A 21,190-nucleotide genomic window follows, 5' to 3' on the forward strand; every position below is an offset into this window, starting at 1 on the left:
TCCACTGGCATGAGCGAAACTGGTATTCCCGATTTCTTCGTCTATGGCGAGCCGGTGCGGCCGCTCGATGTCGGCTTCCTGCATGTCGAGACAGTGCTTGCGCGCAGCAACATCCATCTCGGCCAGGTGGCGGCGCACAAGCATCCGCAGATGGGTCAGATCACCTATTGGACCAGCGGCTCCGGCACCTACCGCATCGAGGACCGCGCCTGGGACTTTTCGGCGCCGGCCGTCAGCTTCGTGCCGAGCACCATCGTGCATGGCTTCTCGATCGGCCCCGGCACCGACGCCATCGTCGTCTCCGTCGCGGACGATGCGCTCGCCGCCCTTGCCGGCCATAGCCTGTTGCCGTTGGACAGGCCGGTCTTTGCCGACGGCCTGCCCCGACACGCCGCATGGAAAAAGCTGGCGACGGTGCTGGAGATGATCGCCGCCGAATATGCCGAGGCGCAGGCCGGCAATGACAAAATCCTGCCGTCGCTGATTGCCGTAGCGCTCTCCCACATCGCGCGTCTCGCGCCGGCGACAGTCGCCGCCGCACCGTCTTCCGATGCGTCGCTGGCCATGGGCCTGCGCCGGCTTGTCGATGCGCATTTCCGCGACAACTGGCCGGTCGACCGCTACGTCGCGACGCTGGCCACCACGCCGCATCTCCTCGACAAGGCTGCCCATGCGGTGCTGGGCAGCGGCGTCAAGCGCGTCGTCAGCGAGCGGCGGCTGCTGGAAGCTAAGCGGCTCTTGCTGTTCACCGTGCGCACGGTCGAGGACATCGCTTACGAGATCGGCTTCGACGACCCCGCCTATTTCTCGCGTTTCTTCCGCGAACGGATAGGCGAAGCGCCTGCCGCCTGGCGGCGCAAGCAGCTGCAGGGCGCTGATCGTACATAGGGTGGATGCGGGCCTCGCGACCCGCATCCAATTTTCCGGCTAACGCCCCTGCTGTAGGCGCGCTTCCCGCTTCTTGCGCCAGGGCGCATTGGCTTCCCAGTCGCCGGCCATGATGCAGCCATGGGGCAGCACTTCGTCGACGATTTCCGCCAGGCCGAAATGCTCGATCTGGCGGCGCATCGAGGCCGCGTTCTTGTAGGCGCTAGGCAGCTCCGAAATATCCGTCACGCCGGAAAAGAAGCGGGCATCGATGCCTTTCGTCTCTTGCGCGAAAATATCGGCGTCGCTGCGTCCCGCCTGCATGCGCCGGTGCTGGGTGCGCGAAAAATTGCGCCCGGCGCCATGCGGCGAGAAGCCAAGTCCATGCGCCGCGTTCTTGCCGCGCACGATCAGCACCGGTTCCGCCATGTTGAGCGGGATCAGCGTCAGGTCGGTCGCGTCGTCGGCCCAGTTGTCGAAGGCCGGCGTGGCGCCCTTGCCGTGGTAGAACAGCCCGTCCGAACGGCGGAAGACGAAGTTGTGCTCGTTCCAGAACCGGTCCGACACCTTCGCCGACAGCTTTTCCGCCGCCAGGTCGTGGATGAGCATATGGTTGCCCTTGGTCCATTCGCGGATCGTCTGCAGGGCCTCCCAATAGTCATCGCTTTCCCGCGTGTCGGCCGGAATCCAGGCGTTCTGCGGCAAGGTCTCCGGCGACAGCGTCTTGCGCACGCCCTCGGCGATCTTCATGCCCTTGGCATAGAGCCGCGCACCCGGCGACCGTGAGCCGTGATGCGTAACCAGCGCCGTTTCGCCGCTCGACTTCAGCGTGCCGACATAGGCGAAGTGGTTGCCGTCGCCCTGCGTGCCGAAATGCTCGATCGCCGCACTGGTTAGGTCACGCAGCAAGGGGTTGGCCTCGAAACGCTCGAAGATCTCCTTGGCCGGCCGGATCTGCTGGCCACGCGGACGCCCGCCCGGTCCGAAATGGGTGACGCCATGAACGGCATCGAGCAACACGGCTGGCGTCACATCAGGGAACACTGAGATCGCCATCGAGCAGCAGATGTCGGCCGAATGCATGCCGGGATGGATCGCCTCGGAGACCGCGACGCCGCCAACGGGAATCGTGCCCGACGGACCGGTCGGACAAGCATCCGGCATGATGGCGCCGGCACGGATCACCGGCGTACGCATCAGCTCGGCCATCGAGCGCGTCACCGCCTCGACATTGGCAGCCTCGTCAGGCGTTTCGGCCTCGATGTTCAGGTGCAGCGGCATGGACGCGGCCGCATTCAGCTTCATGGCCGGCTGCGGCGCGAAGGCACGCGCGGCCTCGAGCGCATCGCCCTGCGATCCGCCGCTCTCCAGCACCGCGTTGGCGGCGGCGAGCGCCTTGCCGAACCACTTGCCCTGCGGCATGCCGGCGTCGATCAAATCCTGTCCACTCAAAATCTCGGTCATGTCTTTCACTTTCGGTCCATATCAAGCACTGCTCTTTCCTGTAGTCCTGCCTGCATTCGCCATTCGTTCTCTTTCTCTCCGGCGGGCGACAAGTCGATGCGAGAAACCGATCGATCGATGATCGACGAGCGGATTCGAACCGCCAGATACCAGTGTATTCCCGCAGGCATTCGCCCTGTTTCAATCGGCTGGCGACAAGGATCGGCAAGACGGTGACTGCGCCACCCCGCTCCGCAGAGCGGGAGAGTGATTTGAACACCCGACCTCCCGCTTTTTCGGCGGGCGCGCTACCTGTAGTCCTGCCTGCATTCGCCATGTATTCGCGTCGCCGCGGCGACAAAAGAGGATGAAACCCGGGAGTCCCGCTCGTGCCAGAGAGCGCCAGCAAGGTGAGGAGTCGAACCTCACGGAGCATCCCGCTTGGTTGTACTGTAGTTCCATCGGGCATTCGCCGCGGCTGTTTCTTGCGAGGTGTGACGACAAAGTCTGTTGTGAAACTGCCTTTCTGCTCTACCGACTGAGCTACAGAGCCGATTGGCAGCTCCGGCAGGAATCGAACCCGCGACCCGAAAGTTAGAATGTAGTTCCACGGGCATTCGTCACGCCGTTTGTTCAGTTCCTTTCTGTCCAGTTGCGACCGATGTCGCGCAAAAGTCGTCGGGCATGACGACAAGGTTTGACGAAACGTCCCGCTCTATCCGCTGAGCTACGGGTCCATAGTGGCGGACCCGACGGGATTCGAACCCGCGACCTGGAGGTGAACAGCCTGTAGTTCCATCGGCATTCGTCATGCCCGGATTTTTGTTTCTGCTAGTCCCGGCGGACGCGCCGCCGGGACCATTGTCTAGAGCTCCACCGCCTCGATCGTGCGCACCCAATGGTCCGGGTCGTCGTTCGAGGACACCATCGTGTCCACCACGTCGAAGACGCGGTCGGAGAAGCCGCCGACATTCAAGATGTCGGCCTGCGGCTTGGCCTGCGTCGTCAGATGAGACTGGATGTCGATGCAGACCAGCTTGGCTGCCGGGTTCAACCCCTTCAGCTTCCGCCATTCCTGCATCGTCGCCGTCCCCTGATGCGCATGCGCCGTCGCATCCACCCAGGACTGGTTGTCCGACACGAACACCACCAGGTCGACATCAGCCTTCTCACGAACCAGCCGTGCCAGTGGAGCCGAACAGTTGGTTCCGCCGCCACCGATGGCTGCAAGCTTGGCGGCATTGGTCATCACCGTGTCGCGCGCGTTGAGGCGGATCTCCACCACATCGTTCTCGAACGGCAGGATCCGGGCCGTGGGGTTGCGGCGCAGTATCGCGGCGGCCACCAGGGCGGCCACATCGATGCAGCGGACGGCCGACGTCGCGCCCTTGCGGTAGCCGGTCGCCGGCGAACTCATCGAGCCCGAAACGTCCGGACATACGACCACATTACCCTTGACCAGGGGCACGTTGCCGAGCGCGATCTCCATCGCATCCTGCAGCGCGTCCCTGACCACGCCAGGCACCTCCGCACCGGCCATGGTGAACGCCACCATGAGCTGATACGGGAACACACGGGCGCGCCGGATCTCCTCGGGGTCGCGCAGGCGCGCCGCCAGCGTCTCGCCAAACCCGTCCACTTCGAACACGCCGTTGCGGGCGAAAGTGTTCAGATTCTGGCGCAGCATCTGCCATCCGGCCGTCGCCGCGATCTGCACCCAATGCTCGCGCGACAGCGGCATCGAGGTCAGCATCTGGAACGGCACTTCCGGCACCGGCAGCGACGGATCGCGCTTGAACGCCTCGAATGCCTTCACCACGTCCGGCAGCATAGCCACATCATGCGGCTTGCCGATCAGATAGCCATAAAGCGCCTCACGCGAGGCCGACTTCGGCTTCGGGTGAACCATCTTGATGACATCGGCCAGCGACGGATCGTTGCCGACAGCGGCCCGCATTAGCTCGAAGTCGGCGGCCTGCTCGAGCCACGCCTGGATAAGCCGCTTCGGCCGCGTGCCGAGCGACTTGCGCCCGGTGGCGCCCGAACGCATGACCTGCACGAAGTTGCGCAGCATCCTGCCGTTCCTGACGATCCGCCCGAAAGCACGATTGAACTCGTCGCCCTGCATGCAGGACAGAACGGCCAGCAGCAGCGCCGGCATATCCTTCATGTAGCCCTGCTCGAAAGCGTGGACGGCGGTGCGCGCCAGGAATCCCGGCTCGACCTGCCAGGCGAGCTTCAGCACCTCGTCCAGCTGCTCCCGCGGCTCGGCATAGAAAGTCGCGTTGAACGTGCCCGTCGCCGCCAGCTGCGCCAGAGCCTGATGCGGCGACAGGCGGTAAGCCTGGGCGCCTTCACGATTCCTGGCGTCAGCCGGCGGGAGCCGCTTTCCTGCGATCGTCGCAAACACGGATTTGTTCGCCATTGTTCTCATCCTTCATTTTTACACCGGCATCAAAGCAGGTGGCGTGCCAGTTTGAAGAATGAACGCGTGCCGATCCGCTTAAATTCGGCTAGCCGTTTGATCTAATGAGAAAATAAAAAACAAGCCGGTTGTTTGGTGCCTCTGGCTCTGTCCGGGGGAGAGCCTGTATAGTGATCCAAAAATCTCGGTACTTATATCATGGGATAAGATGAAAAGACGCGTCGCGATTGGCATTCTCGGTACAACGCTTGATGCGGGGCGTACGGATGACCGTTGGAGGAAGTGGCGGCCAACGGTTGCGCTGTGTCAGCAGCCGGGATTGTTCATAGATCGGCTGGAGCTCATCCACGGGACTCAGTCGCGGCAACTGGCCACGCAGATCATTGCCGACATCGAGCAGGTCTCGCCTGCCACGGAGGTCAGGCAACATCTGATCAGCATGCGTGACCCCTGGGATTTCAGCGAGGTCTATACCGGGCTGCGCGATTTCGCCCGCGCCTATGCCTTCGATCCCGAGAGGGAAGACTATCTCGTCAACATCACCACCGGCACGCATGTCGCCCAGATCTGCTGGTTCCTGCTCACCGAGGCGCACTTCATCCCGGCGCGGCTGCTGCAGCTTTCGCCGCGCAAGGAGGGACGCGACGACGCGTCGGGCAGCCATTCGATCATCGATCTCGACCTGTCCCGCTACGACGCGATCGCCACGCGCTTTGCCGCCGAACGCGACGAGGCGACGTCGTTCCTGAAATCGGGCATTGCCACCCGCAATGCGGCCTTCAACCAGATGATCGACCAGATCGAGAAGGTGACGATCCGCTCGCGTGCGCCGGTTTTGCTCACCGGCCCGACGGGTGCCGGCAAGTCGCAGCTGGCCAGGCGCATTTATGAGCTCAAGAAGGCACAGCGGCAGGTTTCAGGCGCCTTCATCGAGGTCAATTGCGCTACCTTGCGTGGCGACCAGGCGATGTCGACCCTGTTCGGTCACGTCAAGGGTGCCTTCACCGGCGCCCAGAACGAGCGCGCCGGACTGATGAAATCGGCCAACAAGGGCGTGCTGTTCCTCGACGAGATCGGCGAACTCGGCCCCGACGAACAGGCCATGTGTCTGCGCGCCATCGAGGAAAAACGTTTCCTGCCGGTTGGTGCCGACCAGGACGTCATGTCGGATTTCCAGCTTCTCGCCGGCACCAACCGCGATCTGTCGATCGGTGTGAAGGAGGGCAAGTTCCGCGAGGATCTTTTTGCGCGCCTGAACCTGTGGACCTTCCAGCTGCCGGCGCTTCGAGACCGCAAGGAGGACATTGAACCGAACCTCGACTTCGAATTGCGCCGCTTCGGCGAGCGGGAAGGACAAAACGTCACCTTCAACAAGGAGGCCCGCGACCTCTATCTGAAATTCGCCGTGGCTCCGGAGGCGATGTGGCGGGCCAATTTCCGCGATCTCTCGGCCTCCGTCACCCGCATGGCGACGCTGGCGCCGCTCGGCCGCATCAACGAGGAGACCGTGCGTGACGAGACCGATCGTCTGACGGCCCTATGGCATGCCGGTGCCACCGGCGATCGCGACGCCATTCTGCAGGAGGTCCTCGGCCCCGAGCGCCAAAGCCGGATCGACATGTTCGACCGGGCACAACTGGCCACCGTGCTGACGGTTTGCCGCGACAGCAATTCGATCAGCGCCGCCGGACGAAAACTGTTCGCCGTCTCGCGGCTGCAAAAGACCAGCGGCAACGATGCTGACCGGCTGCGCAAATATCTCATGCGCTTCGACCTCAGCTTCGAAGACATCGTCCGGAAACGATAGACATCCTCTACGTGCCGATCCCTCGCACTTTCCCGCTTGACTGACCAGCCGGACCGAATACCCTAAGGCCAAATACCGGCCCTGATCGCCGGGCGGCAAGAATGCCTCGTATGCCTCGCCCTTGCGGCGCTGGCTGCGGGGCATTTTCATTTTCTGGGGTCCTGTTTGAAACGGCGTATCGAGATCGGCATCCTCTATTCCCGTTCGGGGAGCTATCAGCTCGTCTCCGATGCATGCCGCATGGGTGCCATGCGGGCGATCGCCGACATCAATGCCGACCGCGGCTCAGGCATCGAGCTGGTGCCGGTCGAGCGCGATCCGCAAAGCAATGCCGACCGCTACGCGACGCTTTGCGAAGACATCTTCAAGACCAGCAGCGCGCGCCACGTCGTCGGCTGCGTCACCTCCTGGAGCCGCAAGGAGACCATTCCGGTGCTGGAGAAGGCCGGCGGCATGCTCTGGTATGCATGCCCCTATGAAGGCTTCGAGGCCAACGAGCATGTCGTCTACATGCACGCTTGTCCCAACCAGCATCTGGTGCCGCTGATGGCCCATGTCGTGCCGCGCTTCGGCGCCGACGGCTTCCTGCTCGGCTCGAACTATATCTGGGGCTGGGAGATGAACCGCGTGGCGCGCGACCTGATCGCCGACGCCGGCGGCAAGGTGCTGGGCGAACGCTATCTGCGCATCGGCGAGACCGACGTGTCGCGCCTCATCGGGGAAATCCGGGCGACGCGGCCGAGCTTCATCCTCAACAATCTGATAGGCACCTCGTCCTACGCCTTCCTCGCCGCCTATCGCGATTTGGGCGACGAGGATGCCGCCTTCCGTCCGGAAAATTGTCCTGTCATCTCCTGCAACCTCACCGAGGGCGAACTGCCGGCGATCGGCGAGACGGGGAGAGGCCATCTGTCCGTCGGCCCGTATTTCGCGCCGCGGCCGGCGGCCTTCGCGTCGTCCTTCGAGGCCTCGGCCTATGCCTCGGTGCAGGTGATGGCCGACGTGCTCGCGCGCAATCCCGAAGCTGGACCCGCGGAATTCTCCAAGGCTTTCGCCGAACGGCGCTTCTCCACCCGGCTTGGACCGATCGTCATCGACGCCAACACCCAGCACGCGACGCTGCCTGTCATCATCGGCCGGATCGCCGATGGGTTCTTCGAGGTCGTCAGCCGTGAGGATGAGGTCGCGCCGGATCCCTATCTGTCGCGCTATGATCCTGCCAGGACGTTCGGGCGTCCGCGCCTGCGGGTGGTGTCGTGACCAGGACGCCGCGCATTCCCAACCTCGGCGGCGCCAGGGCCTTCATCCTGCATCGCCCGCATCCGACGGTACAGGCCATCACCAGGCAATTGTCGGCGATCGGCCTGATCGCGCTCGACTGCTGGCCGGAACTGCCGCCGGAGGCGCTGGCCGCCGATTTCGTCTTCTTCGATGCAGATCTCGGTTTCGACGAGCAATTCCCCTGGAAAGCCGGTGAAGCGCCGATGCCGCTGGTGGCGCTGATCGGTTCCGAGGCGCCCGGCCGCATCGAATGGGCGCTCTCGCACAAGGCCGACGCGCAACTGCTTAAGCCGGTCGGCACTGCCGGCGTCTACAGCGCGCTATTGATCGCAAGGCAGAGTTTCGAGGCGCGTAAACACTTAGCCGGCGAAATTGCATCGCTGCGCCAGCGTGTCGCGGAGCGGCAGACCATCGTGCGCGCGGTGGCGGCGTTGTCGAAAGGCTCGGACGACGAGCGCGCCTATGCGCAGCTGCGCTCACTGGCGATGAGCTGGCAGATCAGCGTCGAGGATGCCGCGCGCCGGATCGTGGCGATGACCGATGAGGAAGCAACGGGTGAGGAAGGCGGCGATGACCAGTCCCATCGCGCCTGACCTCCCGGCCACGGCGCGCATGCCGGCCAAGCCGCGCGCCGGTGTCTGGCGCCGGCTGGTCAAACGTCGCCTGGCGCTGCTCGGCCTGGTCATCGTCGCCATTGTCGTCTCCGGCGCCGTGCTGGCACCGTGGCTGACCGGCTATGATCCCAACGGGCAGATGTTCGACGGCCTGACCATAGAGGGCTCGCCGCTGCCGCCGGATGCCAAATTCTGGCTCGGCACCGACCTGCTCGGTCGAGACCTTCTGACCCGCATCCTCTATGGCGCCCGCACCTCGCTGATCATCGGTATCGTCGCCAATGGGGTGGCGCTGTTCATCGGCACACTGGTCGGCGTCACCGCCGGCTATTTCCGCGGCTGGATCGGCAGTGCGCTGATGCGTTTCACCGATCTGATGATGGCGTTTCCGGCGCTGCTGCTCGCCATCTGCCTGGCGGCGGTTTTCCAACCGAGCCTGTGGATCGTCGCCATGGTCATCGCATTGGTCAATTGGGTGCAGACCGCGCGCGTCATCTACACCGAAACCTCCTCGCTTGCAGAGCGCGAATTCATCGACGCCGAGCGCACCATCGGCGCCGGCGCGCCGCGCATCCTGTTCCGCCACATCCTGCCGCATCTCCTGCCGACCATCATCGTCTGGGGCACGCTCGGCATTTCGACGACGGTGCTGCTCGAAGCGACGCTCTCCTTTCTTGGCATCGGCGTGCAGCCGCCGACGGCGTCCTGGGGCAACATCATCTTCGAGAACCAGACCTATTTCCAGGCCGCACCCTGGCTGGTGTTCTTCCCCGGCGCCGCGATCCTGGCGCTGGCGCTCGCCTTCAACCTGATCGGCGACGCGCTCCGCGACATCCTCGATCCGACGCAAAGGGGCCGGGCATGATCGCCTATCTCGGCCGCCGCCTGATCCAGTCGCTGCTCATCCTGCTCGGGGTCTCGCTGATCACCTTCGCGTTGCTTTATCTCTTGCCGGCCGACCCGGTGCGCCAGATCGCCGGCCGCAGCGCCACGCCGCAGACGGTCGAGAACATCCGCCAGCAGCTCGGCCTCGACCAGCCCTTTGTCGTCCAGTACTGGCACTATCTGACCAGGCTCGTCAGCGGCGATCTCGGCCGCTCCTACATCCAGCGCTCCGAAGTCACCGAACTCATCGTCTCGCGGCTGCCGGCCAGCCTGCTTTTGATGGTCGGCGCCATCCTGTGCGAGCTACTGATCGGGCTGAGCATGGGCCTCATCGCCGCCGTCAAGCGCGGCACCGCGACCGACCAGACCTTGATGGTCGCCTCCTTCGTCGGCGTCTCGGCGCCGCAATTCGTCGTCGGGCTTTTGCTGCTTTACGTCTTTGCCGTGCGGCTCAGCTGGTTTCCGATCGGCGGCTACGGCACCTGGCGTCATCTGGTGCTGCCGTCGCTGACCATGGGCATCCTCGGCGCAGGCTGGTACGCGCGCATGATGCGCTCGTCGATGATCGACGTGCTGCGCCAGGATTATGTGCGCACCGCGCGCGCGAAAGGCCTGGCGCGCGGCGCCATCATTTTCCGCCATGCGCTGCCCAACGCCATCCTGCCGGTCATCGCCATGATCGGCATCGATATCGGCATCTTCATGGGCGGCATCGTCGTCGTCGAAAGCGTGTTCGGCTGGCCCGGCATCGGTCAGCTCGCCTGGCAGGCCATCCAGCGCGTCGACATCCCCATCATCATGGGCGTCACGCTGGTCTCGGCCTTCGCCATCGTGCTCGGCAACCTCTTGGCCGACATCATCGCGCCCTTCATCGACCCGCGCATCAAGCTCAGATGAAACCAAGAAAACAATCAGAGAAAGGGAACACCAAATGAAAAGATTTCTGGCCACCACCGTGGCGGCATCGGCGCTGGCGCTGATGCTCGGCATGGCAAGCGTCCGCGCCGAGGACACGATCGACCCCAACGCCAAGCAGGGCGGCGCCATCACCATCACCTACAAGGACGATGTCGCCACCCTCGATCCGGCGATCGGCTATGACTGGCAGAACTGGTCGATGATCAAGAGCCTGTTCGACGGCCTGATGGACTACGAACCGGGCACCACCAACCTCAAGCCCGACCTTGCCGAAAGTTACGAGATCTCGCCAGACGGCAAGACCTTCACCTTCAAGCTGCGGCACGGCGTGAAATTCCACAATGGCCGCGAGATGACCGCCGACGACGTGAAATATTCGCTCGATCGCGTCACCAATCCGAAGACGCAGAGCCCGGGCGCCGGCTTCTTCGGCTCGATCAAGGGCTATGACGATGTCGCCGCCGGCAAGGCCGAAAGCCTGTCCGGCGTCACCGTCGTCGATCCCTATACGGTCAAGTTCGAGCTGACCCGCCCCGACGCCACCTTCCTGCATGTGATGGCCATCAACTTCTCGCATGTCGTGCCGAAGGAGGAGGTCGAGAAATATGGCGCGGATTTCGGCAAGCATCCGGTCGGCACCGGTGCCTTCAAGCTCGCCGAGTGGACGCTCGGCCAGCGCATCGTCTTCGAGCGCAATGCGGACTACTGGCACAAGGGTCTGCCGCATCTCGACAAGATCACCTTCGAGATCGGCCAGGAGCCGATCGTGGCGCTGCTGCGCTTGCAGAAGGGCGAGATCGACGTGCCCGGCGACGGCATTCCGCCGGCAAAATTCCAGGAGGTGATGGCCGATCCCGAGCAGAAGGCGCGCGTCGTCGAAGGCGGCCAGCTGCACACCGGCTATGTCACCATGAACACCACCATGGCGCCGTTCGACAATGTGAAGGTGCGCCAGGCCGTCAACATGGCGATCAACAAGGCGCGCGTCATCCAGATCATCAACGGCCGCGCCGTGCCGGCCAACCAGCCGCTGCCGCCATCGATGCCGGGCTACGACAAGGAGTACAAGGGTTACCCGTATGACGTCGCCAAGGCCAAGGCACTGCTGGCCGAGGCCGGCCATCCCGATGGCTTCGACACGCAATTGTTCGCCATGAACACCGACCCGAACCCGCGCATCGCCCAGGCGATCCAGCAGGATCTGGCGGCGATCGGCATCAAGGCCAGCATCCAGTCGCTCGCCCAGGCCAACGTCATCGCCGCCGGCGGCGACAAGGCCGGCGCGCCGATGATCTGGTCGGGCGGCATGGCCTGGATCGCCGACTTCCCCGATCCGTCCAACTTCTACGGCCCGATCCTCGGCTGCGCCGGTGCGGTACCGGGCGGCTGGAACTGGTCGTGGTATTGCAACAAGGACCTCGACGCCAAGGCGGCCGAGGCCGACTCCGTGGTTGACCCGGCCAAGGCCGTGGAGCGCGGCAAGATGTGGAGCGCCATCTACGACAAGATCATGGAGGACGCACCCTGGGCGCCGGTGTTCAACGAGCAGCGCTTCACCATGAAATCGGCCCGCATGGGCGGTGCCGACAACCTTTATGTCGACCCGGTCCATATCCCGATCAACTATGACAATGTGTACGTAAAAGATGTGCAATAGTTGCGACTACACCATCCATGGGCGCCATCACCATTTCGGCTGGGACAATTCCTTTGCCCCGGCCGAGCGGGTGGCGCCCGGATCGACCATCGAGTTCCAGTGCCTGGATTCCGCCGGCGGCCAGCTGAAGCCCGACAGCACGGTCGCCGACATCGCCAAGCTGGACTTCGCAGGCATCAACCCGGTGACCGGGCCGATCTTCGTCGAAGGTGCCGAGCCCGGTGACGCGCTGAAGGTGACGATCGAGCTGTTCAAACCGTCCGGCTTCGGCTGGACGGGGAACATTCCGGGCTTCGGCCTGCTCGCCGACGACTTCAAGGAGCCGGCGCTCAACATCTGGAAATACGACGCCGCCTCGCTCGAGCCGGCGCTGTTCGGCAAGAATGCCCGCGTACCGCTGAAGCCGTTCGCCGGCACCATCGGCAATGCGCCGGCCGAGATGGGCCTCCACTCGGTGGTGCCGCCGCGGCGCGTCGGCGGCAATCTCGATATCCGCGATCTCGCCGCCGGCACCATACTGTACCTGCCGGTGGAGGTGACCGGCGCGCTGTTCTCGGTAGGCGATACGCACGCCGCGCAAGGCGACGGCGAGGTCTGCGGCACGGCGATCGAAAGCCCGATGGACGTCGTGCTCAAGCTCGACCTGCTCAAGGATGCCAGGCTGAAGACGCCGCGCTTCACCACCCCTGGCCCGGTGACGCGTCACCTCGACGCCAAGGGTTATGAAGTGACGACGGGTATCGGCCCCGACCTGATGGCCGGAGCCAGGGAAGCGGTTGCCCAGATGGTCGACCTGATTGCCGGGCGCCACCAGATCGACCCGGTCGAGGCCTATATGCTCGCCTCGGTGTGCGGCGATCTCAGGATCAGCGAGATCGTCGACATGCCGAACTGGGTGGTGTCGTTCTACTTCCCGCGCTGCGTGTTTGAATGACGCGAGGTTGGCGCCGCACCCCCACGCCGCTGCTTCGCAGCGACCCTCCCCACAAGGGGGAGGGTGAAGCGCTGGCGCCCTACCTCCCCCTTGTGGGGAGGTCGGACCGAAGGTCCGGGTGGGGGGCGTGCCCGAATAAACCTCTCAGAACCCTGCTCTTCCAATGACCTCAGCCCCCCAGACCGTCCTCGACATCGCCAACCTCTCCGTCAGCGTGCGCGGCGAGGATGGCGAGCGCGAGGTCGTGTCCAACCTGTCGCTGACGCTGGCGCGTGGCGAAACGCTTTGCATCGCCGGCGAATCCGGCTCCGGAAAGTCGATGACCGCGCTGGCGATCATGCAGCTCCTGCCGCAGCCTGCCGCCCGCATTTCATCTGGAAAGATCCGACTTGGCGATACCGACCTGGCTGACCTCGACGAGCGCCGGATGCGCCGCATTCGCGGCGACCGCATCGCCATGATCTTCCAGGAGCCGATGACCTCGCTCAATCCGGTGCTGTCGATCGGCCGGCAGCTCACCGAATCCATCGAGGCGCATACCAGCCTCTCGCCGGCCGAAGCCCGCCAGCGCGCCATCGAGGCGCTGAAGGCGGTGCGCATTTCGGAAGCCGAAAGCCGGCTAATTCAGTTCCCGCACGAGCTGTCCGGCGGCATGCGCCAGCGGGTGATGATCGCCATGGCCTTGGCGCTCGAGCCCGACGTACTGATCGCCGACGAGCCGACGACCGCCCTCGACGTCACCGTGCAGGGCGAGGTGCTGGAACTGCTGCGCGACCTGCAGCGCCAGCACGGCACCAGCGTCATCCTCATCACCCACGACATGGGCGTGGTCGCCGAAATGGCCGATCGCGTCATCATCATGCGGCATGGCCGCATGGTCGAGGAGGGCAAGACACCGGACATTTTCGCCCGGCCGCAGGCGGATTATACGCGTGAACTGCTGGCCGCCGTGCCGCGCATCGGCAGCGGCGTCGGGCGGCAGAAATCAAGGCATGTGGAGACGGCAACGCCAGCCAGCGTCGCCTTGGTCAAAGACCTGCATGTCCGCTTCGACCTGCGCGGAGGCGTCTTCGGCCGGGTCACCCGCCGGGTTCATGCGGTCGAGGGCGTCAGCTTCTCGGTCGCGCCCAACCAGACGCTGGCGCTGGTCGGTGAATCCGGCTGCGGCAAGTCGACCACCGCCAAGGCGCTGGCCGGGCTGGTACCTTACAGCGGCGACATCATCGTTGGCGGGCGCAATTTGTCGGGCCTCGGCCGCGACGAACGCAAGGCGGTGCGCCGCGACGTGCAGATAATTTTCCAGGACCCTTTCGCCTCGCTCGATCCGCGCATGCGCGTCGGCGACCTCGTCGCCGAGCCGCTGGTGATCCACGGCATCGCCTCCAGGGAAGAGCGCAGCCAGCGTGTCGCGGCCCTGTTCGAGCGCGTCGGCCTGTCGGCCGATCAGATGGAGCTTTATCCGCACGAATTCTCCGGCGGTCAGCGCCAGCGCGTCTGCATTGCCCGCGCTCTCGCCTTGCGGCCGAAGCTGATCATCGCCGACGAAAGCGTTTCGGCGCTCGACGTCTCGGTGCAGGCGCGCGTGCTCGATTTGTTGAAGGAATTGCAGCGCGAATTCGGCGTCGCCTATCTCTTCATCTCGCATGACATGGCGGTGGTCGAGAACATCTCCGATCGCGTTGCCGTCATGTATCTCGGCCAGATCGTCGAAATGGGCACGCGCGACCAGGTCTTTTCCAACCCGCGCCATCCCTACACCAGGCGGCTGATCGAAGCCGTGCCGGTGCCCGATCCAGCGCGGCGCAGAAGCCGCTTCGCCCGCCTCGACCAGGAAATCCCGAGCGCCACCCGCAGGATCGGCGAGGCGCCGCTGAAACTGGCCTTGCAGGATGTCGGCAACGGCCACCTCGTCGCTGCGGACAGGTAGCGGGCGGTAATTTTAGTTCGGCATGATGATCGGGCCCGCGGGCGGCTGGCCTGCAACCTTCCGCATGGTCGACAGCAGGCGCGGAAAGACCTGGTCGGTGGAAAAATGCCGCCGCGCCTTGGCGCCCGCCTGCCTGCCTAGCTGCATCCGCAGCGGCTGGTTCCGGATCAGTTTCAGCGTGGCATCTGCCATGGCAGCCGGATCGGCCCGTTCGACGATGATGCCGGCATCGTCCTCGACGAAATCCGGCGCCCCGCCGCTGCCTGCGAAGCAGATTACCGGCAACTCGGCGAATGCCGCCTCCAGCATGACGCGGCCGAACGGCTCTTCGCGGGATGTCAGAAGAAACAGATCGGCAGCCCGAAGATAGCCGCGCACATCGTCGACATCGCCCAGAAATGTAACTTTCTCGTCCAACCCGTCCGCCCGCATCCTGTCGAGGTGCTGCGACCAGGTGCCGAGAGCCTCATCCCGTTCCCGCTCCGGAAACGAGCCGAGCCAGTAGAAATGATAGTCCTCGACCCCACGGGCCCGAAGAACTCGGGCCACCTCGATAAACAGGTCGGCACCCTTGCGGAATGGCATTGCGAGGCCGGATCCCAGGACGATGGTCTTGTCCACGGGCCAGCCGGCCAGTCGGCGACGTTCAAGACGCTGGGTTTCCTGACCGGGATCGGCGCCGGGCTGCGGAACCGCGCTTGGAATGACGTCGATGGCGTTCGTTTCGACCTTGTGCTCGGCCACCAAATAGTCCCGGACGCTTGGCGAACACGCAACGAATCTCCGCGTGTGGGAAACCACATCCTCCATGTCGTCCTTGGCGTATCGGGCGACGCTCGTTGCCAATTCCCTGGCATGCGTCAGGATAGGAATGCCCAGTTCCCCAAGCAGCGCATGCACACGGCCGGTGGCCAGGCTGTTGCAATAGATGAGGTCCGGTCTGCCACCGTACCAATCGGCGATGCGGGCCAGCTTCGTGGCGGTCATCTCGGTTGGCGAAACCAGATCGTCCAGAAGGGCGGTATCGACAATGCGTCGAAACTGTTCGAGCCGTTCACCGCCTGCCAGGCACAGCACCTTGATCTCCAGCTCGGTGTGCGATTGCAGCCATTGGACGATGTCGATCAACGAAGCCTGCGCCCCACCGAGAGCCGCATCGTGCGAAACGAACAGAACGCGCCAGGACGCGCCCCCGGGGAATTTGCCGGCCGCTGACGGAGCCGACAGGACGTTCCGCGTCTGTTGCAGATAGGCATAGCCATAGCGGGCGTCAGGCTCGAGATAGGCTCCCTCCGCCCACTCGTTCCAGGCATTGACGAAGATCAGGCGGCTGTCGAAATCGGCGAAACGATCGCATGTATCGGCGACCGCGTTGGCGAGCCATTCTGCGTAGCGGGGCGGCGATGCGTTCACCAGAATGTGGGCTGCCTCCATCCTCCGTGCGGTGTTGTCCCAGGAAGGGCAAAGTCCGCGAAACAGCGTGTAGGGAACCTGTGGGTAGGCGCGGCTGCGTTTGAGGAGCTCCGTCCAGTCGAAGACCTTTCCCCTGAAGCCGCTCTTGAGCGTTGGAATTCTGCCGCTGATCTCGCGAAATTTCCCAAGATTCGGTGGGAATTCGACGGCGGCGTCGAATCCGAATTCGGCGGGATCGTCCTTGTCGAACGACTGCGGGTAGGCAAGAAAAATCTCGCCGATGCCGGCTTCCCGGCAATAGGCTCTCCAGCGTTGTGCTGTTTCAGCGGCCGACGGAAACAATCCGGGCCGGTAAATCATCAGGAGAGGCTTGCCGCCGATGCGGATGTATCGCCGGTCGCGAAAATAGCGGGATACATATTCGATGAAGGCCAGGTCGTCCTCGGGTGAATGCGATTGCGCAATCAGCACCTCCTGTTCGAGCCCATGCCAACGGCGGCTCCAGGGTTCATTTGCCCAATTGATGCAGAAGCCCAGTTCGTGCGCATCGTTTTCGACGAATTGCTTGATCGGCATCTCAAGGACGCGCTTGCCGTTGAACCAGTAGAAGTGAAAACAGAACCCCGAGACACCGTACTGAAGGGCAATCTCGATCTGCTCCTTCTGGATGTCCTTCACTCTCAGGTCGTAGAAGCCGAGGTCCGCCGGCCGCCTGGGCTGATAATGATCATCGAACTGCGGCGCCGCGCGCGTCACATTCGTCCATTCCGTGAAACCCTTTCCCCAAAAGGCGTCATTTTCAGGAATCGGATGAAACTGTGGTAGGTAGAAGGCAATGAGGCGCGCCTTCAATGCGGCGGGTCGCCTCTCGCTGGATCGCGGCACGTAGGTGGCGGGTCTCTGGATGGCGCCGGCATTTGTGCCCGGAGCACGTCGGGGGCTGCGCCCTTCGATCTTGCCGAAACGAATGTAGTGATCCAACGGATTCATCGACGCGGCAGCCACGTCGGGATTTTTCGTCAGATAGTATTCGTTGTCGAAGTTCGGACTCGGGTTTCGGGACTCCGAGACACCATGCCTGATGTAATGCAGGATCGGATCTTTCCCGCTCCGGGCTACATCCGGATTTTGAACCAGATACCACGACACATCGAACAGACCGCTGGCTCGAATTCGTTGCCGCAGGCGAAATCTCTTCCATCGGCTTCTGCTGGTGAGCGATCTTACCAAGACCAAGAATTCGGATCTATCCAATCGGGTCTGCCTCGCGGGAATCCGTCGTCATGTCACCATCCGAGGCAACGCCGATCTTTGTGCAGATCATTCCAAGAACACGCTCGAGGGCATGCTGCAATGTGCCGTCTTGTTGGCCTGTCTCCTCGGGAAAGGCTGCCAAGGGCAGATCGAGCCGTCGCAGCGGTTCCAGCGCGTCGCGACGAACCCAGAACATCGTCCCGGCAAAGAAATCGAGGGGAGAACTGGAGGGCATCCCCATTGCCTCCAGCAGATTGAGGGCCATCGCCCTGTTCTCGCCCCACGCAGCCTTCTCCCCCTTCCATTCATTGGGCATCCGAAAGCGTCCGGATCCAATCATCTGGATGTCGGGAGAACGTTCGAACTTGGCGATGATGCGGTCGACCACGCCGCGGGATCCGATCAGGTCGAACGCACTCGCCTGGCGCCAGATCTCGCCGAGAACCATGCGCGGCCCGCTCTGCCCCGACTTCTTGCCATGCAGCTTGCAGATAAGATCGAAGGGATCGAACTTTCCTTCGCGAAGCAATTGGATGAAGGGGCCGACGTCGCGGCCACGATTGTCGTAGACCGTGATCTCGGCACCCGGAAATCTCGCCTGAACGCGTTGCGCGAGTGCCGCGTCAGGCCGGGTCAGCGTCAGAAAGAGCTGGAATTGACGACCGGTCGCTTCCAGCAACGCCTCGAACTCTGGCCAGAGATCGGGGTAATGCAGGTGAAGCGCCACGGCAATCTTCGGCTCGGCGGTGGGCCGGCGTTCGAGGGCCTCGGCTGGCGGACCATCAAAGTGCCGCGACAGGGTCTTCTGCAGATTTTCGCTCGCAGGGCCAAAGCCCCAACCGGCAAGACTGCCGAGGGCGCGGGCCAATTCACGCCCTTGCGGTCCCGAGATGTGCAAGAGAGGCTGCAAGACCAGGCCCTCGCCGAGCGGCAGCTGAAACCGCTTGTGGCGACGACGCCGGCGCAGCAGCGCGCCAATATCCCCGATGGCTAACGGCCGAACACTCGCCGCGACGACGTCGCCTCGATCAAATTGCAGCACCAGGCCGCCTTCGCTGCTTGTGAGCAGATAGGACGTGCGCGTCGTGACCGGCACATAGACGACCCTGTCCGCATGTCCTGGGCGGCGAACATCGAGCCGGAGAAACGGCATCGACCTCTCTGTCGGCCAAAGCTCGACGATATAGCGTCCCGCCGCGTGGATGCGGATTTCGCCCACGGCACTGCTGGGGTCGACGCCATCGCCTTTTCGGGGCTCGCGGGACAGGACATCAGGCAAGGCAACGCTCGTGTCGGCAGCGTCAGGCGACATAGCCGCCGTTCCGATTCGCGCGCGATCGGTCAAGGATGCTGTCGAATATGCCAATCAGCCGGCCCAGGGAATTGATCAATCTGTTTCGATTAAGCGTCAGGCAATAGAAGCCTATTTTCGTCAAGTAACGGAGTATGTCCACAAATGGGCTATAGGCGATGCCGTATTTCTTGCGCAAGTGGATCTCCGATCGCATCTTCGAGCGATACCGGAAAATGCGCGACCGGGTTGATTGCGCAACCGACGTGCCAATGTCGTGGACAGCATGCGCGCCACTGACAAGGATCATGGGCTCGTCACGCTGCAGCAGACGATATGAAAGGTCGTCATCCTCGAAATACAGGAAAATATCCTCGTCAAACCCGCCCGTATCGAGGAAGAGCGTTCGTTTGATCATGAACACGCCGCCATTGACGAAGCGGACGCAACAATCTCCCCAGACCTGCCGGATGCGTGTGGGCAGAGACATGCCTGAAAGACGATCGATCTCGCTCTCCTCGCGAAACCAGAGCCGGCCATCCACCGTATTGGTGCGCGGCACGAAGACGCTGCAATTTGGATAGCGTTCAGCCGCCTGCATGAGCGCATCGACGGCGTCCGTCCCAAGACGCACGTCAGGGTTTACGAACAGCAGATACTCACCCGTCGCCGCAGCCGCCCCGATGTTGCAGGCGCGCCCGAAGCCGAGGTTTACAGGATTGTCGATACGATGAACGGCAAGGCCGGACAGCGCGGTGGAAAGATCGTCGGTACTTGCATTGTCGACGCATACGATCTCCACCCCTGGAGGCAGGCGAGCGAGCGCCCCCCGCACGGTATGCGCGCTGTTATGCGTCACAGTAATGGCAGTTATCGACCTGTTCATTGCCAAAGCCATCCTGATATCTCAGTTGGCTTCCCCCGTGGAAAGACTAGTGATCCGTACGCAATCTAAGCGCTGTGACTCCGGTGGTCGAGTCCATACTCCCGACTAAGTTCGTGGGCATGGACGCGCTGTCCCGCCAAGCCGCCGGTCACGGTTCACATGGTCTTGCTGCTTCCGAGGTTTCCGGCTGGCGTGATGGCCAGTCGCCTTGGCTGCCCTCGTGGCGGTAAACTCCCGGCGAGGAAGGGCTGCTTCGAACCAGAAATCCGCAACGGCCCCTTGCCGTTATTCCCCATCTTGCTCATGTTCAATACCGCTTGCTGGTGATCGTCCGGGGGAACGGTCGGATTCATCATGGGAGGAAGTCGATAATGAAGGTATGCTATTTCGTTTCCGCCGCGCTTCTTGCCGCGGCCGCTATCCCCGCCTCGGCCGCCGAAATTTCCGATGGAAAAGTCAAGATCGGCATCCTCAATGATCAATCCGGCGTCTATGCCGATTTCGGCGGCAAATGGTCGGTCGAGGCGGCCAAGATGGCGGTCGAGGACTTCGGCGGCAAGGTACAGGGCGTGCCGATCGAGATCATCAGCGCCGACCACCAGAACAAGCCTGACATCGCCTCCAACATCGCGCGGCAATGGTACGACACCGAACAGGTCGATGCCATCATGGAGCTGACGACCTCATCGGTCGCGCTCGCCGTCCAGGGGATCTCCAAGGAAAAGAAGAAGATCGACATCGTTACCGGCGCGGCAACCACCGATCTCACCGGCAAGCAATGCTCGCCCTACGGCTTCCACTGGGCCTATGACACCCATTCGCAGGCGGTGGGAACCGGGGGCTCCCTCGTGCAGCAGGGCGGCGACAGCTGGTTCTTCGTCACCGTCGACTATGCGTTCGGCTATTCGCTCAAGGAGCAGACCGCCAAATTCGTCGAGAGCCACGGCGGCAAGGTGCTTGGCGAAGTGCGTTATCCCCTGGGGTCGACCGATTATTCATCCTTCCTGCTGCAGGCGCAGTCGTCGGGCGCCAAGGTCGTCGGGCTGGCCAATGCTGGCCTCGACACCTCCAACTCCATCAAGCAGGCGGCCGAATTCGGCATCGTCCAGGGCGGCCAGCGCCTTGCCGCGCTTCTGTTCACGCTGGCCGAGGTGCATGGGCTGGGCCTTCAGGCCGCGCAAGGAGTCGTGCTGACCGAGGGCTATTACTGGGATCGCGACGACAAGAGCCGCAAATTCGGACAGCGCTTTTTCAAACGCACCAACCGCATGCCGAACATGGTCCAGGCCGCGACCTATTCGGCGGTGACGCAGTATCTGAAGGCGATCGACAAGGCCGGCACCGACGCGACCGAGGCCGTCGCCAAGCAATTGCATTCGATGCCGGTTGACGACGCCGTGACGACCAACGGCAAGGTGCAGGCGGACGGCAACATGGTCCACGACATGTATCTCTACCAGGTCAAGGCGCCCGGCGAGAGCACCAAGGACTGGGATTATTACAAATATCTCGCAACCATCCCCGGCAACCAGGCCTTCCTGAGCGAGAGGGAAAGCGGCTGTCCAACCGCGGCCCAGTGATCGGTGCG

The 21,190-nt window shown here is 63.3% G+C and carries 15 protein-coding genes; 10 read left to right on the forward strand and 5 right to left on the reverse strand.

All coding sequences use genetic code 11. From position 1 onward, the window contains the following. The first annotated feature begins 9 nt into the window (after positions 1-9). Positions 10-888 carry a helix-turn-helix domain-containing protein gene (locus tag FJV83_RS16055; protein ID WP_095792453.1) on the forward strand — a complete coding sequence of 293 codons (879 nt, stop codon included), beginning with the start codon at positions 10-12 and terminating at the stop codon, positions 886-888. Between the two features lie 39 nt (positions 889-927). Here the strand turns inward: FJV83_RS16055 and FJV83_RS16060 are convergent, their stop codons facing one another. Together FJV83_RS16060 and FJV83_RS16065 are read right to left on the reverse strand one after the other, a co-directional pair. After that, the gene (locus FJV83_RS16060; RefSeq protein ID WP_185973370.1) at positions 928-2,331 is read right to left on the reverse strand and encodes an RtcB family protein; all 1,404 of its coding nucleotides are present in this window, start codon (positions 2,329-2,331) and stop codon (positions 928-930) included. Positions 2,332-3,175: 844 nt separating this feature from the next. After that, positions 3,176-4,735 (reverse strand): RNA-binding protein, encoded by a 1,560-nt coding sequence (locus FJV83_RS16065; protein WP_142885837.1) that lies wholly within the window; start codon positions 4,733-4,735, stop codon positions 3,176-3,178. A 208-nt stretch (positions 4,736-4,943) separates the two neighbouring features. Here FJV83_RS16065 and rtcR point away from each other — a divergent pair, with 208 nt between their 5' ends. From rtcR to FJV83_RS16105, 8 genes are all read left to right on the forward strand, one after another. Then, positions 4,944-6,542, forward strand: a complete 1,599-nt coding sequence (gene rtcR, locus FJV83_RS16070; RefSeq protein ID WP_142885836.1) for an RNA repair transcriptional activator RtcR — start codon at positions 4,944-4,946, stop codon at positions 6,540-6,542. Between the two features lie 165 nt (positions 6,543-6,707). Next, positions 6,708-7,802 (forward strand): transporter substrate-binding protein, encoded by a 1,095-nt coding sequence (locus tag FJV83_RS16075; RefSeq protein WP_142885835.1) that lies wholly within the window; start codon positions 6,708-6,710, stop codon positions 7,800-7,802. Beyond that, a complete protein-coding gene (locus tag FJV83_RS16080; RefSeq protein WP_095792456.1) occupies positions 7,799-8,416 on the forward strand; it encodes an ANTAR domain-containing protein in 618 nt (205 codons plus the stop codon). The genes FJV83_RS16075 and FJV83_RS16080 overlap by 4 nt, the downstream gene beginning before the upstream one ends. 19 nt (positions 8,417-8,435) lie before the next feature. Continuing rightward, a complete protein-coding gene (locus FJV83_RS16085; RefSeq protein ID WP_185973374.1) occupies positions 8,436-9,302 on the forward strand; it encodes an ABC transporter permease in 867 nt (288 codons plus the stop codon). Further along, on the forward strand, positions 9,299-10,219 hold the full coding sequence (locus tag FJV83_RS16090; RefSeq protein ID WP_095773310.1) for an ABC transporter permease: 921 nt from the start codon (positions 9,299-9,301) through the stop codon (positions 10,217-10,219). Before FJV83_RS16085 ends, FJV83_RS16090 begins: the two co-directional genes overlap by 4 nt. A 34-nt stretch (positions 10,220-10,253) precedes the next feature. Then, positions 10,254-11,897, forward strand: a complete 1,644-nt coding sequence (locus FJV83_RS16095; RefSeq protein WP_142885833.1) for an ABC transporter substrate-binding protein — start codon at positions 10,254-10,256, stop codon at positions 11,895-11,897. Further along, on the forward strand, positions 11,887-12,831 hold the full coding sequence (locus tag FJV83_RS16100) for an acetamidase/formamidase family protein (RefSeq protein ID WP_142885832.1): 945 nt from the start codon (positions 11,887-11,889) through the stop codon (positions 12,829-12,831). Before FJV83_RS16095 ends, FJV83_RS16100 begins: the two co-directional genes overlap by 11 nt. A 163-nt stretch (positions 12,832-12,994) precedes the next feature. Continuing rightward, complete coding sequence (locus FJV83_RS16105; protein ID WP_142885831.1) at positions 12,995-14,758, forward strand: ABC transporter ATP-binding protein; 1,764 nt, start codon at positions 12,995-12,997, stop codon at positions 14,756-14,758. A 12-nt stretch (positions 14,759-14,770) separates the two neighbouring features. Here the strand turns inward: FJV83_RS16105 and FJV83_RS16110 are convergent, their stop codons facing one another. The 3 genes from FJV83_RS16110 to FJV83_RS16120 are packed head-to-tail and all read right to left on the reverse strand — an operon-like array spanning position 14,771 to position 19,602. After that, positions 14,771-17,407, reverse strand: coding sequence for a glycoside hydrolase family 99-like domain-containing protein (locus tag FJV83_RS16110; protein ID WP_142885830.1), 2,637 nt, complete (start codon positions 17,405-17,407; stop codon positions 14,771-14,773). Positions 17,408-17,417: 10 nt separating this feature from the next. After that, positions 17,418-18,704 (reverse strand): rhamnan synthesis F family protein, encoded by a 1,287-nt coding sequence (locus FJV83_RS16115; RefSeq protein WP_185973368.1) that lies wholly within the window; start codon positions 18,702-18,704, stop codon positions 17,418-17,420. 22 nt (positions 18,705-18,726) lie between these two features. Then, positions 18,727-19,602, reverse strand: a complete 876-nt coding sequence (locus tag FJV83_RS16120) for a glycosyltransferase family 2 protein (protein ID WP_246691872.1) — start codon at positions 19,600-19,602, stop codon at positions 18,727-18,729. 371 nt (positions 19,603-19,973) lie between these two features. On the opposite strand from FJV83_RS16120, the gene FJV83_RS16125 reads away from it, so the two are divergent. Then, entirely contained in the window at positions 19,974-21,182 is a 1,209-nt protein-coding gene (locus FJV83_RS16125) for an ABC transporter substrate-binding protein (protein ID WP_142885827.1), read from the forward strand. The last annotated feature ends 8 nt before the right edge of the window (positions 21,183-21,190 follow it).

This window comes from Mesorhizobium sp. WSM4307 (assembly GCF_007003945.1).
In the GTDB taxonomy this organism is placed as follows: Bacteria; Pseudomonadota; Alphaproteobacteria; order Rhizobiales; family Rhizobiaceae; genus Mesorhizobium.